The sequence below is a fragment of the Bacillus sp. FSL W7-1582 genome (genome assembly GCF_038593325.1).
GTDB lineage: Bacteria > Bacillota > Bacilli > Bacillales > Bacillaceae > Bacillus > Bacillus altitudinis.
On sequence record NZ_CP151987.1, the window covers coordinates 3,482,411 to 3,498,482 of the forward strand.

The following is a 16,072-nucleotide window of genomic DNA, read 5'->3' on the forward strand; positions in this document are numbered from 1 at the left end:
CATCAATGTCAATGACTTTTTTGAAAATTTCTAAAATGATCATTTGCACCGAATGCCTTGTTTAACTGCCGATGATTTTCTTAGCAGGTGATGATGCCTTAAGACGGAAATCATATTTTTTCTCATTCACAAATTGGGGATTGAGGTGTGCTGATCCTTTATCTTGACCGCTTTTCGAGCGATACGTTTTGTAGCCTTCCATCCATTTCCCGCGCCATACCCACTGAGAGGCTTTTGCACCTTTGCGGTCATCGTAGACATTCTTTTGGAATGTATTCTTCTTGTTCACTTCGTAGAGATTCACGACTAAATAATGCGAAGCACTGGCTGTCATGATATTATTCGTGATTCGATTGTTCACCGATTGATATTGCATCAGCAATTGACCGCCTTCTAACCCGGCTGTGTCATTTTTGTACAAAATGTTATGGGAGATGGTTGTGTTTGTGGTTCCGCCGCGCTTCTTGTCATATCCGCCAATTGAGATGCCTGTATAACGGTTTAAATATACTTGATTGTGCTCAATGCGAATGCGTTCGGCCATCTTCCCTTTATGTTCACTTGTGACCTCAATCCCAAGGTCATTATGATGGCTGATGTTATGATCGATCACGATGTCTTTCCCGCCATCCACATAAATTCCTCCTGCGGAGATGTCCTTGCCGTACGCTGGATTCCCAACACTCGTAATCTCATAAACTTTGTTTCTAGATACGACACCATTTCTCACTTGATCATACTTTTTAGAAGGTGCGACATTCTCAAAACCAATTAAATCAATCCCGATATTGTCCGTATGCCGGACTGTATTATGTGTCACGCGGAATTTTTTAACGTTTCCGTTTAGCACAAGGGCTTCACTAAAACCCAGCTTTAACTTTTCCACAGTGTTTCCTTTGATTTCGATGTCTTCAATGGCTGCTGGTGCTTTCGTTCCATAGACCGCAATCCCATGAGCATTCCCATTTTGATGTGTCGTCTGAATGTCGTACACACGGTTGTTAAGCAGTTTGACGCCTTTGCCGCTGCCTGTGATGAACATACCGATGGGTGTCACATCTTCTTTATTCGTTTTAATATGTCCGACTGTCAGTCCTTTCAGGGTGATATAGCTTTTTTGATCAATCTTCACAAGACCACCGTCTGCTTGATTTCCTTTAAGAGATGCTCCGCTAATGACAGGCTTCTCTTTTCCATACGCTTGAAAAACAACTGGTGCTTTCTTTGTTCCAGAATGGCGGACAATCAATTTCTCTTTGTATGTACCGCCTCTCATATAAACTGTTGTTCCAGCTTTCGCGATACTTGCCGCTTTTTTCAGCGTACGGAAAGGCTTTTGCTTTGTCCCTGGATGTTTGTCGTTCCCATTTGCTGCGACGTAATAGGCAGTACCTTGCTTCGCACCAGCCTCCTCCGTCATCGCTTGACAGCCAAAACTAATGGCGGTCATCAATAAAATCAATAAGGCGCCTGATATCATTCGTTTCATCTCGTTGTTTGCTCCCTTCCACTCTCTTCTACCTTTATCGGTTAAAAAAAAGAGGATTAAAATATGGCAATGCCCCTTGCAATGTACTAGTCAAAAGGTGTATGGTTGAAAGAATATCTTACAGGAAAACAAATCGCTTTTAAATTGTCAGATTAATCAGTTAATAATTAAATTGGATTTTATTTCTAAGGGGAAACTTCAGTAAAACCACGACAGAGAGGAGGAAAGCGCTTTAACAGATTTTTCTTGTCTGAATTCCAGAAAACCTATTGCTAATATTTTGTGAAGGTATAGAATAGAATCATAATTATTTCATATTATTAGAATTTTCAAATAATCAAACAGCAAGGAGATTTACGATGCCAAAACAACCCATCCGCGTTGAACTTAGTTCAACAAAAAAACCAAAACCTCAATCTGATCAACTTGAATTCGGAAAAATCTTCACAGACCACATGTTTGTGATGGATTATTCAATTGATAAAGGCTGGTATGATCCGAGAATTATTCCTTATCAGGCGATTCCAATGGACCCAGCTTCTATGGTTTATCATTATGGCCAATCTGTTTTTGAAGGCTTGAAGGCGTATGTGTCTGAGGATCAAAAGATTCTTTTATTCCGTCCCGAAAAAAATATGGAACGCTTAAACAGATCAAATGACCGCCTATGTATCCCACAAATTGATACAGAAACGGTTTTAGAAGGCTTAAATGAACTCATTCGCATTGACAAGGATTGGGTACCTGATGCAGAGGGCACTTCTTTGTATATTCGACCATTCATTATTTCTACTGAGCCCTATTTAGGTGTTGCACCGTCAAGCACCTACAAGCTGATCATCATTTTATCTCCAGTAGGTTCTTATTATAAAGAAGGCATCCATCCGGTCAAAATTGCGGTGGAAAACGAATTTGTCCGCGCTGTTAAAGGCGGAACAGGAAATGCCAAAACAGCTGGAAACTATGCATCGAGCTTGAAAGCACAGCAAGTTGCTGAAACAAAAGGATTTTCACAAGTCCTGTGGCTTGATGGCATCGAGAAAAAGTACATTGAAGAAGTCGGCAGTATGAATATCTTCTTTAAAATCAATGGAGAAATCGTGACGCCTGAACTGAATGGCAGCATTTTAGAAGGGATCACACGGAATTCTGTGCTTGAGCTGTTAAAGCATTGGGAAATCCCTGTGACAGAACGTAAAATTTCAATTGATGAGTTAATTGAAGCACATCAATCCGGTGAACTTGAAGAAATCTTCGGGACAGGAACGGCAGCCGTCATTTCTCCTGTCGGTGAATTAATTTATCACGATCAGCCATACGTCATTCAAAATGGTCAAACAGGCGAAGTATCGAAGAAATTGTACGAAGCGATTACCGGAATCCAAAAAGGAACTCAGCCAGATATCTTCGGCTGGACAGTAGAAGTCGATTCGGTCGTCAAGCAGGCATAAGCAAGCGAAAGAACCTTTCATTTGATGAAGGGTTCTTTTTTTGTTTCTTTATCTCCTTCACTACCTCATAATGGAAAATATGGATCTATTCCACGCTTAAGGAGTGATGGTATGTTTTTTACTTATTTACTTGCGTTCTTTGGGATTTGCATCGGATCAATCATCATCGCTACAGGTTTCGACGATTCACCGTTCTTCACCCGTTTTCTATTTAAGTTTCTCGGGATTTCTATCTTTGTTCTTTCCATTACTTTTGTAAAAGTGAGGCGAAAGAGGTTGCGCAACAAAAAGGCGAAAAAGACTTAGATGTCCATCAGCCTCTCATCAAATCGTGCACCAAAACAAGACCGTTATCCCCACAATGGCCCCTGCATATATCCACTGTTTCCCTTTGATACTCCGCTTTCTCTCGATCAGTAAAAAGATCTCTGGTAAAAAGACGATGATGATTTCTAGGATAAAAACAAGATGATAAACTGGCGGCATCGGCTGGAAATCAAAGTCTCTTTCATCTCCACCGATGGTTGCGAAATACATTAACAGATTGGTTACTGGAATGGTAAAACAAACGAGCAAGCGGAGAACATACATCCACACATCCTGTCTATGCCGAATCAGACCAATAAACGAAGCGATGATTCCATACAAAAACAAAACCACTGTGCCGTAACTAAGTAGAGGTTGAACGATAAAGCCGTAAAGCATTAACCCAATTGCCACCATATTCTAACCGTCCTTTCTGTGAAGCAGTACATGTTGTTTTTTCTATCATACACTGCTTTCTCCGGTTTCCATATGAAAAAATCATAAAAAACGGCCCCATTAAGGGGCCATTTTATTTTAAGCATTCACTGATTTGAAGAACTGCGGTAAATATTCACGGTGCGCTTCAAGCATTTCATCTAAGATTTGCTTTGCAATTTCATCAGATGGAACGAGTGGATTGATGGTCATGGCGACAAGAGCCGTCTCGTAATCTCCAGTCACAGCTGCTTCAGCTGCCACACGCTCGAAAGACTTGATTTGTTGAACGAGTCCTCTCACAGCCACAGGTAGATCACCTGTCGCGATTGGTTTTGGTCCGTCCTTTGTAATGATACAGTTCACTTCAACCGCTGATTCGGCCGGAATGCTGGCAATCGCTCCTCTGTTCACTGTATTTACCGGTTGAATGTCATGTTTATCATTATAGATGGAGCTGATCAAATTACATGCTGCATCGCTGTAATAAGCCCCGCCTCTTTTTTCGAGCTGCGGCGGTTTAATCGATAAATCTGGGTCTTTATATAACTCAAATAGTTCATGCTCGACTTGCTGCACAACCTCTGCTCTTGTTCCTTTTTCTTGAGCCGCTTTTTGTTCTTCCTCCAGCATATCTTTCGTTTTATAGTAATAACGATGATACGGACATGGGATGACCCCTAAGCCTTTGACGAAAGAAGGCTCCCAGTTTTTCGCTTCAATATTCCTCATGGACCACTGGCTATTTGGATTTCCTAATTCATCGAGTACTTGATCCATAATGCTGACCCCGTCTAAATACACATCTAAGCCATAGACCATGTGATTGAGGCCTGCAAATTGTACTTCAATGCGTTCGACATCGACATCCAGCGCTTTTGCAATGCCCATTTTGATTCCAATCGGCACATTGCATAGACCGACTACTTTTTTCAGATTCGTGTAGCGTAACACCGCCTCTGTGACCATGCCTGCTGGATTTGTAAAGTTCACCAGCCAGGCATCTGGGCAAAGCTCTTCCATATCCTTCACGATGTCTAGAATGACTGGAATGGTGCGTAGACCTTTAAATAACCCGCCTGGACCATTCGTTTCCTGTCCAATGACGCCATATTTAAGCGGGATTCTTTCATCCTTGGCTCTGGCTTCAAGCAGTCCTACACGAAATTGTGTCGTGACAAAGTCCGCATCTTTCAGAGCTGCCCGGCGGTCAAGGGTGAGGTGCACTTCAATCGGCAAACCCGCTTTTTCAACCATACGTTTTGCAAGTTCACCCACGATGTTCAACTTTTCCTGACCTGCTTCAATATCCACAAGCCATAATTCCTTTACAGGCAATTCTTGATATCGTTTAATAAACCCTTCGACGAGCTCAGGCGTATAGCTTGATCCACCGCCTATTGTGACAATTTTGATTCCGTCTTTCATGAATTGACACCTCCGAATTGCTTCATTTTTTCATGGAGCTCAATGATTTCAGCTGCAAGCTCCTTGACGGTCATAGCGTTCATCAGATGATCCTGTGCATGAATCATCAAGAGACTGACGTCGGTTTTCTCTCCTCTGATTTCTCCTTGGATTAGCTCTGTCTGTGCGTGATGCGCCTCATTTAACGCGTCTTGTGCTTCCTGCAATTTTTGCTTCGCCTCATCAAAATTGCCTTGCTTTGCACATGTAATGGCCTCCATGGCCGAACTTCTGCCATTACCACCGTGCAGGATGAGTTGAAACACAATTTGTTCCATTTCCATCGGCCGCATCCCCCTTGTTCCCTCTATTACATGCTGACGACATTTTCATCTGTTGATGCTTTTGCTTCAAGCTCATTTTCTTCTTTCAATTTCTGCTTATCCCACATTCTAAAGAATGGATAGTATAGCGCAAATGACAAGGCAAGGTTAATCAGCTGCATGACCGCGCCAGAGATTTTCCCGCCTGTTGCGAGATAGCCTGAAATGATTGGCGGCATTGTCCACGGGACAGCGATCCCTGCCGGTTTTGCTACAAGTCCTGTGCTCATTCCGATATATGTGGTGATGATCATCATAATTGGGGTAAGGATAAACGGAATGAGAAGCATTGGGTTCATCACAATCGGCATTCCAAAAATGATCGGTTCGTTGATGTTAAAGATGGCTGGCCCAATCGCAAGACGGCCAAGCTGTTTCATTTGTTTACTTCTCGCACGCAAGATCATAGTCAGTACCAAAGCAAGCGTCGCGCCGCTTCCGCCGACATTGATAAAGATTTCAAAGAACTGTGCTGTGAAAATATTCGGCAGCACTTCTCCTGCTTGGAAAGCAAGACGGTTTTCATCCATCGCACCGAGCCAAATCGGACCCATGACTCCACCGACAATGGTGGCTCCGTGAATACCACATGCCCAGAGGAGCATTTGCACACCGATGGCAACGATACTTCCGCCTAAGCTTCCACCAAGAATGGATAGTGGTGTGCCGATTAAGACCGTGATGATATTATGAATACTCTCAAAAGGTGTCATCTCAATCAGAAGCCTAGCGACCCAGATCAGCGTGATGACCACAAAACCTGGAATAAGTGCGATAAACGATTTACTAACTGCTGGCGGTACACCATCAGGCATTTTGATGACGATATTCCGCTGTACAATAAAGCGGTAAATTTCGGTGGAAAGCATGGCAATAATCATGGCAACGAATAGCCCTTTACTGCCCATCAGTGTGACGGGAATACCGCCATTCACTAGGATAGCTTCTGTTGATCCTTCAGGTGTGAATGGTACTTGATAAGGTGTGGCTAGGAGGAAAGCTGCGACAGCAATTGCACCAGATGACAGTGCATCGACTGCATACTTTTCAGCTAACCTGTACGCGATCCCAAAGGTCGCAACAAGTGCCATAATGTCAAAGGTGGCATTCACAGGATAGGATAGTTTCGTGGCCCATTCGGCTCCGAAGACACTTGCCATAAAATCGCTGTATCCTGGAATCGGAAGGTTGGCTAAAATAAGAAACAGTGAACCGACGATAATGAGAGGCATGGTTAAAACAATTCCGTCACGCAATGCTTGTAAATGTCTTTGAGCGGCAATCTTTCCTGCAAACGGCATAACCTTCTCTTCTAGAAATCGGTTGAATCCATTCATCCCTTCCGCCCCCTTTATCCGTTCACTAACTGTTCAGCAGATTTTAAAACCTCAGCACCATTACATACGCCATAATGCACGGTATTAATTACGTCTACTGGAATTCCTTTGTCTTCTCCGAGTTTTTTCATTTGCGGTAATAAATAACGAACTTGAGGTCCTAATAAAAGCACATCGGCTTGATCAATATGATTTTTTGCAGCATCTCCAGATACTGCCCAAATACGATAGTCTTTTCCTTGTTCTTGTGCACTTTTCTCCATTTTTGTGACAAGTAAGCTTGTTGACATACCTGCTGCACAAACTAATAAAATGTTCATTGTAAACGCCCCCTTTTTGAAGTATGAAGCTTTTCTTTACACATTCATCATATTATGAAACCGCTTTCATAAACACCCATACTTTTTCCTTTAGGAAGCGGAAAAAGTTAATATCACACCATTAGTTCTTGTACGAAGGCGCTTTTTTATCCATGACATCCAGCATGTCTTCAAAGGTATCACAGGTGATGAGGTGCTGAATAAATTTTACATGATGGACAAGCTCTCCAAGCAGACGGTACATGCCTTTTAAGTCTTTGGCGTTCTCCTTTTCGACACAAAGCAAGCACACAAATTGAACTTTTTTCTCTCCCCAAATGATCGGTTTTTCTAATGTACAGATCGCCCAAAACGTCTCTTCTGTCAGCGGGGTCATCGGATGCGGAATCGCTGTATAATGCCCAAATGAAGTCGGTGCAGACTCTTCTCTTTCCATCACAGATTGTGTAAGTTCTGCTGGCGCTAAGCCCATGTCAATGACCTTTTGCGTGAGAAAGTGTATGACCTCTTCCTTTGTTTGAAAGGCGCGTTTTGTAAAGACCAATTCCTTTTTCATATATTGCGTGGCTAATGTCACTCTTGTTTCACTTGTCAAAGCATCTTCTATTTTTAAAAAATCACTGCCTCCTAAAATCGTGTTCACTTGAATGACAGGAATCGGTAAATCCATATGAATGGGAATGGTCGTAATAATTAAATCCAATGCATGTAAAGAGACATGCGGAAGCGAATAAAGCTCTGCTGTGCCTAAAATGGTCAGCTTTGACCCAAATTGTGACCGCAAACGATCTTGAAGTAGCCTTGCACTCCCTGCACCAGACGCACAGACAATCAGGCATCGCTTCGGTGGTATCTCCATTTTCCTGCGCTCTAAGGCCGCACCAAAATGAAGTGCCATATAGCCGATCTCATTTTCATGAATGGACAAACCTGTCTCTTCTTCAATGACCCTGCTCGCCACAATCCCTGCTTCAAAGGCAATTGGATAGCCCGCTTTGATCTCATCAAGCATTGGATTTCTTAAATTCATTCCATACTTACACCGATTGATCGCTGGCTTTAAGTGCAAACTGAGGCCAATCAGCAATTCCGCATCTCCCGCTAAATCCAGCTGCAATTTTTGATCAATGGCTTTCAGCATCAGCTGAACAAGACGGCTCGTGTCATCATCCACAATTTGTTTTTGACCGCCCGTTGAAAAAGACTGTACCATTTTGGCTGTTCCTAGCAAATGAATGGTGATATAAACGATTTCCTCTTGTGGGAATGAGACATCCAGCAACCCTTCAAGACGCTCAACCATTTTTTTGGCTACCTTGTATTCTTTTGCCCTTGGGATTTCGTTGATTTCTTCAGGCAGCACAGATACATAGTTTCCGTGTCTAATCCGTTTACAGGCAATAGCAATATGAACAATTAAATTATTCATGCAAATGTCTGATAGATTCATTTTTTCCTCGTTGATATAATCAATCATGGTTCTCTGAATCAATTCCAGCTCATGTTTCGGCAAAATCGTAACCGCCGTGTTCAGCATGGTTTGATAGGAACGCCGTTCATTGAATAAATATTCTGACATGCAATAACGGATTTTCATCTCAGATCCTTTAATCCGGCAGCCTTTATTCGGCTTTGCTTCCAGCTTCAGATCAAAGGGTTCGAGCTTACGTTTGACCCATTTCATGTCATTACTCATCGTCGATTTACTAATAAACAGCTGCTCCTGTAAGTCTTCCAGCTTCACATATGATTCCGCTAGAAGCAGCTTTTTCAAAATAAATCGAACTCGCTCTTCTGGAAGAACAGCAAGCGGTTCTTCCTGTTCGACTTCTTCCTTCATAAAACGGCGAAAGGCATTCTCATCGTTGATCAACAGCTCATAGCCAGCGCCCCTAACAGCTGATACAGCTGCTTGATAAGGGGCTAGACGCTCATTCAGTTCCTTGATGTCTGTTCGGATGGTGCGGCTTGTCACTTGTAAACTGACAGAAAGCGCAGCGCTCGTGAGAGGAGTCTCAGCTGCCATCAGCTGACTTAAAATGTGCGCCAGTCTTTTACTCAGCATTAGGTCGGCCTCCTTCATTTAGGGTGGAAAATCTGCCTTGTTTGGACAGGTTGTATACGCTTACAGTTCTCTTCATTACTCATATTCTACTGAAAAGAAATAAAAATTGCCAACTCATTTATATGACAAACGCCCCTATTTATACATCCAACCATATCTAATGACCTATGAATCTTCTTCTAAGATGCTGTTGTGGAAATCATGAAAAAAAGGCGTTACACCTCCGTGTATCCGCCTTTTTCTTATGAGGAAATCAGTTGTGTAAAGACAACCAATCTTTTTTCATGTGTACCGGCTGCATGATCAAAAGTTCCCGTACATGTGATGAAATTGAGATTCCGTGTAAAGGCGTACCCGAAAAAAGCATTTGGTTTCTCTTCGCGCGGATAGCTTTTCACCTTGAGAACCTCAAAGGTTCGCTTTTCCCCTGACGAGGATGTCACAATGACTTTGTCTCCCTTTTTTAGCTCCTTTAATCGATAAAAAACAGCTGGACCCCATTTATTATCAACATGACCATTTATGACAGCATTCCCTTTATCACCAGGCTTCGGACCATCTTCAAACCAAGCCGTGTGATCTGTATTTTGCGGAACACCCATACTGCCATCCTTTGATAAAGTCGTTTTCTCCACTTTTGCTTGGACATCAATCGCTGGAATGGAGATGTCAGCGGGGACAATACCCGATGGCTCATCTTTTAACGTGTCGTGTGAATGAGATGGATTCTTGGCTTGTTTTGCTGTCATTGGCTCAGGAGATGATGCAGTTTCAGAGGATGACTTTTCATCTATTGATTGGGATGCGCAGCCCGTGATGATGAGAAGCGTAAGAATACCAAACAGCCATCTTTTCACGCAAGTCGACCTCCTTTTGAAGAAAGGAACGGCACGATTGTGCACGTTCCCTCTTGTCTTGATATTGTTTAATTTGATGGTTTACGGCGAATGAGGAAGAACGCCCCCACTGCACCTCCGGCTAAGATGAGACTTGCCATCATCCCAGCAAATGCTTCATATGACATACCTAATGGACCGGCTGTGCCTCCCATACCTGTTTTCGGCATCTCATTTGGCATGTTGGATTTGAATAATTCAGGATGCTGATCGACAATAGCTGATGCGACATCTTGACCAACCATGAACATATGGCCGTATGCTTCTCTGACAGTCGGGTACAGCTGATCATATTCGCCATTGTGATAAGACGTGTACGTTTTGATGAGTTCATCAATATGGGTTTTCAACCCGGCTTCTAAGTCAGCCGCCTTCAAGCGGCCATCTGTCGCTTGATCTAAAAATTTTGCTTGTTTCATACGGTAAGCATCTAAATCTTTAACAGCCTTCTCTTTTGCTTGCTCGTCTCCTGATGCATCCGCTTTAACATAATCAACTAAATATCCGATATGACTTGACCAGATCGTTTTAAATTGTTTTCCTGCATCTTTTCCATAAACAGAAGCGATCGCATCTGATAGATCATTCGTGTTTTCATTTAACGCTGCTGCCGCTTGTTCAAAGTCCTTACTGCCATCATTCCCTTTTTGCATAGCCACTACCGCGAGTGCCAAATGCTCTGAGAACAAGTAGTTTAAATCCTCACGAAGATCTGCCGCTGGAGTATCGACTGATTTTTGATCAAATTTCCCAGGAAATTGATCTGTAATCGCCCATGATACACCTTTACCTACTTCAAACATATGATGAATGGATTTTCTGACCGTTTCATAGGTTTTATCAAAATCCTTTTCTGTGTAACTGTCAAAAGCTTTTAGCAGTTCATTGACGTGCATCTTTAACCCTTCTTCAAGTTCACTTGCTTTCAATCTTCCACCTGTTGCTTTATCAAGCATATCAGCTTGTTTCATGCGGTATTGATCAAGCTCTTTGACCGCTTTCTTTTTACCTGCTTCATCTTTTTTCGCTGTTGCTTGTACATAATCAACGAAGTAGCCGATATGGCTTGACCAAATCTCTTTAAATTGTTTCCCTGCTTTTTTTCCATACACAGAGGCGATCGCATCTGATAGATCATTCGTGTTTTCATTTAACGCTGCTGCTGCTTGATCAAAATCTTTACTGCCGTCAATTCCCTTTTGCATCGTGATCACTGCTAAATAAGCATGTTCTGAGAAGAGCTGATCAAGCGCTGCGCGAAGATCCGTTGCTTTATTTGACACCTCTTGTGATGATGACGACTTTTTTGCATCCCCATGCATATGTCCTTCGTGTGCACTTGCCATTTGAGCAGTTGGTAATAATAATGCTGCACTAAGCGGGATCGTTAAAAATGCTTTTTTCATTTTCATCTGTTTTGCCTCCTCTTTCCGTTTGTTATGTACTTAACGGAGAGAGAAGTGAAATGGATCATTCCCACAGCATATTTTTTTGTTTCATTCATTTCATAAAAAAAAGCCGGATTACCCGGCTGATACGTTACGACTTTTGGATGCTTTTCGTTCTTTGTATATTTTCCTCACCACTGGATAAATCACTGGTGCCCATTTGACAATTTGTTTCAGCCACTTTTTCATTTTCTCCCGCGCCTCCTTATTGTCATTCTTACAAGACGATTCCCGATCTTGTGATGAAATAAACAGGTGCGGGAGAGCAGGAGTTAAATGACGCCTTGTGCGATCATGGCATCTGCCACTTTGCGAAATCCTGCAATATTTGCGCCTACCATTAAGTTTCCAGCGTATCCGTATTCTTCAGCTGTCTCAGTACACTGACGATAAATCGACTGCATCATTTGTTTCAACTGACCATCTACTTCTTCAAAAGTCCAAGACATTCTCGCACTGTTTTGCGCCATTTCTAACGCCGAAACACCCACTCCCCCAGCATTTGCTGCTTTTGCTGGTGCAAACAAAATATCATGTTGTTCAAATACTTTGACGGCCCCAAGTGTCGACGGCATATTGGCCCCTTCTCCTACAGCGATGACACCGTTTGCCACTAGCTGCTGTGCTTGCGACTCTGAAATTTCATTTTGGGTCGCACATGGCAGCGCAATGTCACAAGGGAGAGACCAAATTTGTTCACAATCTTCAATCAATTCAGCATGCGGGTGAATGTCTATGTAGGCACCAATTCTCTGGTTATCGACTTCCTTCAGCTGCTTCACTGTCTCAAGTGAAATGCCTTGAGGGTCGTAAATGGCTCCACTTGAATCACTACAAGCCACAACCTTTCCGCCCAATTCCAATACTTTTTCCATCGCATAAATCGATACATTTCCTGACCCAGACACAACAACAGATCGCCCTTCAAATTGCATTCCGTGGGCTTTTAACATTTCTTCCATAAAGTACACCAGTCCGTAGCCTGTCGCTTCTTTTCTTGCTAAACTGCCTCCGAAGCCAGGGCTCTTTCCTGTCAGGACACCTGCTTCATACGCACCACGCATTTTTTTGTACTGGCCGAACATATAGCCGATTTCGCGTGCGCCTACCCCAATATCTCCTGCCGGTACATCTTGATCAGGTCCAATATAACGACTGAGTTCACTCATAAAGCTTTGAACAAAACGCATGATTTCTCCATCAGATTTCCCTTTAGGGTCAAAATCTGATCCACCTTTTCCTCCGCCGATCGGCAAACCTGTCAGTGCGTTTTTAAAGATTTGTTCAAATCCTAAAAACTTGATGATGCTTGCATTGACCGATGGGTGAAACCGAATGCCCCCCTTATAAGGACCGATGGCACTATTAAATTGAACCCTGAATCCTCTGTTCACCTGTACTTTGCCTTCATCGTCTACCCACGGTACACGAAACATCACAAGCCGCTCAGGCTCAATTAAGCGTTCTAAGATCCCCTGTTTTTCATACTCTGGGTGTTTTGCAAAAACCGGGACGAGGGATTCCAGAATTTCTTTCACGGCTTGCTGGAATTCCGCCTCGCCTGGATTCCGTTTTTCTACATCCTCTAGCACACGGTGGATGTAGCTTTGTGCTGTTTGTGCTGCTCGATCTAAGGTCAACATGTCTCATCTGCCTCCTTGTCAATATCTCACTCTTTGGTTGTTAGATTTTCTAACGCATATTGAGATTAATTTAACACCATTTGTAAAAACTGATCAATATTGATAACAGATGAAAACGATGCCGAAATGAGATAGATCAAGCAGAATCACCTTCCGTCATGAAAATGACCCGCTCAAAGAATGACTATCGTGCTAGAAATGACGAACTGGATGTTCAACATCCCGCTTTCTTTGACACATTCATGAAACTTTCACTTTTTCTAGATGATGATCATTCAAAAAAAAGGTCAAAAGTTTTACAATGTCTTTCAATCTTTTCTGAGCTTTTCTCCTCTTTTTTGATCAGGTAAGACAACACACAGCCAATATAAAATAGAAGAAGATGGGAAGTTGATTAACCCAATGATGCCCCAGAACCATTTATAACGCCCTCTTTTCTTGGCATCCATAAATAAGAGAAATCCTTGTGCAAACAGTAACGGCAATACGCACAATAAGATGATCATTTCTGTCTGACTCATAAGGAAGACCCTCCTTTAATCTGTTGATATTCCTTGATGCCGACAACCACACAGAGTGGCACGCTCACCACTTGGAGAAGAATGAAGATGATGGGCAAATGAGTAATGGCAGCTGCAAAAAGTGTCATGATGGTCAGACTGACGAGGATGTACGCCAGCACTTCTTGTTTAAAACGTTTTTTCTCTTTTTCCTTTGCCTGCTTTAGCATCAACATCAAAGCTTGTTCACTCGGCTTTTCTACTTCAATTTGTTCATCGAGCTCCTGCAGCTCCTCTTTTAAACGATCGGCGAAACGATCTTCTTTCATCAGTCCCACTCCTTTCGAATTTTCTTGATCCCATGATGAACCCTCGATTTCACCGTACCTTCTCTCACCCCGAGCATCGAAGCGATTTCAGGGTAAGTAAAGCCATAATAATAATGGAGAAGGATCGGTGCTCTCTCCTGAGCCTTTAACTCATTTAAAGCATCCCACATGTCATGCCAAGTATGGCCTTTTTGCTGAACATCCCATTTGAACCGGCGGATGGCTTCTTGATTCGCCTTTCCTTCTCTCGTTTGTTCACGTTTTCTTTTCTTTTGATGATCTAGAAATTGTCTAGATGCAATGGACATGAGCCATGTTGAAAATAATGAATCTCCTCTAAAAGAAGAAAGTTTCATGTACGCTTTGAGCATCGTTTCTTGCATGATCTCCTCTGTCAGCTCTTGTTGAAGGGTCAATTTCATCAAATAACGGTAAAGAAACGAATAATGATGCCGATAAAGGGCGGTAAATGCGGCATCATCCCCCTGTTTTGCCCGCTTGATCCATAAAGTCTCCTCGGTCTGCTCCAAACACGTCCCTCCTTCCTTTCTATCTCTTATTGATTAGACGACACCGGTGATCGCATCGTTTAAAATAGACCTTCTTTTTTTAATTGGAGCCTTTTTTTACCTGCTGTTTAGCGCACGGATTTATTTGATATCCAATTTTTTCTTATGTAATGATTATGACATGTCTTTGTCTCTAACAAAATGACGCTTTCGTAATCATCTTGATTTTCCTTAAAAAGAAGAACGTCCTTTTCATAATCACTAGGTTACCCCAGTACCTATCGTCAATGATCCTTGTCTCATGTAGATAAATTGAAATAATCATTGCCTTAGTTTCCTTGAAAATCGTGGAATACTTCGTTTCAATTCTTAGCCGATGATACCTTTTTGCGTGCTATGCTCTTCCTACATTCCGAAAGAGGCGATGCTGGCGAAGGAAGGAGGAGCGGTTGAATCGCAGCTTATTTTGGAAACGTTTACATTAAAACAAAATAGAGAATGGAGATGTTCATGTTGAAGAAAAAAGTTCCAATGTTAGCTGGTGTGTTAGCGGTTGGTCTCGTGACTTCATTATTTGCACCAAATGGGGAGGCAAAAGCAGCAACGAAATATCCAGAAAGCCCTTCGATTATGGCCAATTTTAATCAGCAAGGATTCTCCACATTAAATGGCGGTACAACAGGCGGTGAAGGCGGTAAAACGGTGACGGTGAAAACCGGAAATGAACTATTAGCTGCCCTCAAAAGCAAAGGAACAAATGAAAAATTGAAAATCGTGGTAGACGGAACGATTACTCCTTCTAATACTTCGGCCAATAAAATTGATGTGAAAGATACAAACAATGTCTCCATCGTCGGTAAAGGGACAAACGGCGAATTTAACGGGATTGGTATTAAAGTATGGCGCGCTAATAACGTCATCATCCGCAACCTCAAAATCCATCACAGCAAAATCGGTGATAAAGATGCCATCGGAATCGAAGGTGCCTCTAAAAACGTATGGGTCGACCATAATGAACTCTACAACACTTTAAACTCTGATAAAGATGACTATGATGGGTTATTCGATGTGAAAAATGACTCTGATTACATTACGTTCTCATGGAACTATGTCCATGACAGCTGGAAAACGATGCTGATGGGCAGCTCCGATAACGATAACTACAACAGAAAAATCACGTTCCACAACAACCGTTTTGAAAACTTGAACTCTCGTGTACCGTCTATGCGCTTCGGGGAAGGCCATGTGTATAACAACTATTACAAAAACATCCTAACAACAGCGATTAATTCACGTATGGGCGCGAAAATGAGAATTGAACACAACGTATTTGAAAACACGAAAAATGCCATCGGCAGCTGGGACAGCAGTAAAGTTGGTACTTGGCATGTCATCAACAACTCTTATATTAACAGCACAGGTAGCCTGCCAACGTCTTCAACAGGTACGTACAACCCTCCTTATAACTACTCTTTGCTTAACGTGAACAATGTGAAATCAGAAGTTGTATCAAATGCGGGTGTAGGAAAAGTAAATCCTTAATCTCAAAAAAAC

Annotated in this window: 16 protein-coding genes; 2 read left to right on the forward strand and 14 right to left on the reverse strand. The window is 42.4% G+C overall.

Annotated elements, in window-relative coordinates; all coding sequences use genetic code 11:
• Positions 1–61: 61 nt before the first annotated feature.
• The gene (locus NSQ11_RS18000) at positions 62–1,489 is read right to left on the reverse strand and encodes a right-handed parallel beta-helix repeat-containing protein (RefSeq protein WP_335372525.1); all 1,428 of its coding nucleotides are present in this window, start codon (positions 1,487–1,489) and stop codon (positions 62–64) included.
• A 359-nt stretch (positions 1,490–1,848) separates the two neighbouring features.
• Between NSQ11_RS18000 and NSQ11_RS18005 the strand changes: the two genes are divergently transcribed.
• The gene (locus tag NSQ11_RS18005; RefSeq protein ID WP_008345553.1) at positions 1,849–2,940 is read left to right on the forward strand and encodes a branched-chain amino acid aminotransferase; all 1,092 of its coding nucleotides are present in this window, start codon (positions 1,849–1,851) and stop codon (positions 2,938–2,940) included.
• 324 nt (positions 2,941–3,264) lie between these two features.
• Here NSQ11_RS18005 and NSQ11_RS18010 read toward each other — a convergent pair whose 3' ends face one another.
• The 13 genes from NSQ11_RS18010 to sigY all read right to left on the reverse strand — a co-directional run bounded on the left by NSQ11_RS18010 (position 3,265) and on the right by sigY (position 14,539).
• Positions 3,265–3,663 (reverse strand): hypothetical protein, encoded by a 399-nt coding sequence (locus NSQ11_RS18010; protein WP_008345555.1) that lies wholly within the window; start codon positions 3,661–3,663, stop codon positions 3,265–3,267.
• A gap of 117 nt (positions 3,664–3,780) precedes the next feature.
• A complete protein-coding gene (locus NSQ11_RS18015; protein ID WP_079919949.1) occupies positions 3,781–5,109 on the reverse strand; it encodes a 6-phospho-beta-glucosidase in 1,329 nt (442 codons plus the stop codon).
• The gene (locus NSQ11_RS18020) at positions 5,106–5,432 is read right to left on the reverse strand and encodes a PTS lactose/cellobiose transporter subunit IIA (protein ID WP_008345561.1); all 327 of its coding nucleotides are present in this window, start codon (positions 5,430–5,432) and stop codon (positions 5,106–5,108) included. Before NSQ11_RS18020 ends, NSQ11_RS18015 begins: the two co-directional genes overlap by 4 nt.
• Positions 5,433–5,458: 26 nt before the next feature.
• Entirely contained in the window at positions 5,459–6,808 is a 1,350-nt protein-coding gene (gene celB / locus NSQ11_RS18025) for a PTS cellobiose transporter subunit IIC (RefSeq protein WP_007497888.1), read from the reverse strand.
• Between the two features lie 14 nt (positions 6,809–6,822).
• Entirely contained in the window at positions 6,823–7,128 is a 306-nt protein-coding gene (locus NSQ11_RS18030) for a PTS sugar transporter subunit IIB (RefSeq protein ID WP_007497889.1), read from the reverse strand.
• A gap of 121 nt (positions 7,129–7,249) precedes the next feature.
• Positions 7,250–9,193 carry a BglG family transcription antiterminator gene (locus tag NSQ11_RS18035; protein WP_060832754.1) on the reverse strand — a complete coding sequence of 648 codons (1,944 nt, stop codon included), beginning with the start codon at positions 9,191–9,193 and terminating at the stop codon, positions 7,250–7,252.
• 242 nt (positions 9,194–9,435) lie between these two features.
• On the reverse strand, positions 9,436–10,050 hold the full coding sequence (locus NSQ11_RS18040) for a class F sortase (protein ID WP_212339002.1): 615 nt from the start codon (positions 10,048–10,050) through the stop codon (positions 9,436–9,438).
• Positions 10,051–10,118: 68 nt separating this feature from the next.
• Positions 10,119–11,501 (reverse strand): copper amine oxidase, encoded by a 1,383-nt coding sequence (locus NSQ11_RS18045; protein WP_212338999.1) that lies wholly within the window; start codon positions 11,499–11,501, stop codon positions 10,119–10,121.
• 111 nt (positions 11,502–11,612) lie between these two features.
• Entirely contained in the window at positions 11,613–11,726 is a 114-nt protein-coding gene (locus NSQ11_RS18050; protein ID WP_008345567.1) for a hypothetical protein, read from the reverse strand.
• 83 nt (positions 11,727–11,809) lie between these two features.
• Complete coding sequence (gene gdhA / locus NSQ11_RS18055; RefSeq protein ID WP_129547966.1) at positions 11,810–13,180, reverse strand: NADP-specific glutamate dehydrogenase; 1,371 nt, start codon at positions 13,178–13,180, stop codon at positions 11,810–11,812.
• Positions 13,181–13,488: 308 nt separating this feature from the next.
• Positions 13,489–13,701, reverse strand: coding sequence for a transcriptional regulator (locus NSQ11_RS18060; protein WP_144716444.1), 213 nt, complete (start codon positions 13,699–13,701; stop codon positions 13,489–13,491).
• Positions 13,698–14,009, reverse strand: a complete 312-nt coding sequence (locus NSQ11_RS18065) for a YxlC family protein (protein WP_035702515.1) — start codon at positions 14,007–14,009, stop codon at positions 13,698–13,700. The genes NSQ11_RS18060 and NSQ11_RS18065 overlap by 4 nt, the downstream gene beginning before the upstream one ends.
• Positions 14,009–14,539 (reverse strand): RNA polymerase sigma factor SigY, encoded by a 531-nt coding sequence (sigY, locus tag NSQ11_RS18070; RefSeq protein WP_007497895.1) that lies wholly within the window; start codon positions 14,537–14,539, stop codon positions 14,009–14,011. The genes NSQ11_RS18065 and sigY overlap by 1 nt, the downstream gene beginning before the upstream one ends.
• 489 nt (positions 14,540–15,028) lie before the next feature.
• On the opposite strand from sigY, the gene NSQ11_RS18075 reads away from it, so the two are divergent.
• The gene (locus tag NSQ11_RS18075) at positions 15,029–16,060 is read left to right on the forward strand and encodes a pectate lyase (protein WP_017368316.1); all 1,032 of its coding nucleotides are present in this window, start codon (positions 15,029–15,031) and stop codon (positions 16,058–16,060) included.
• Positions 16,061–16,072: the final 12 nt, after the last annotated feature.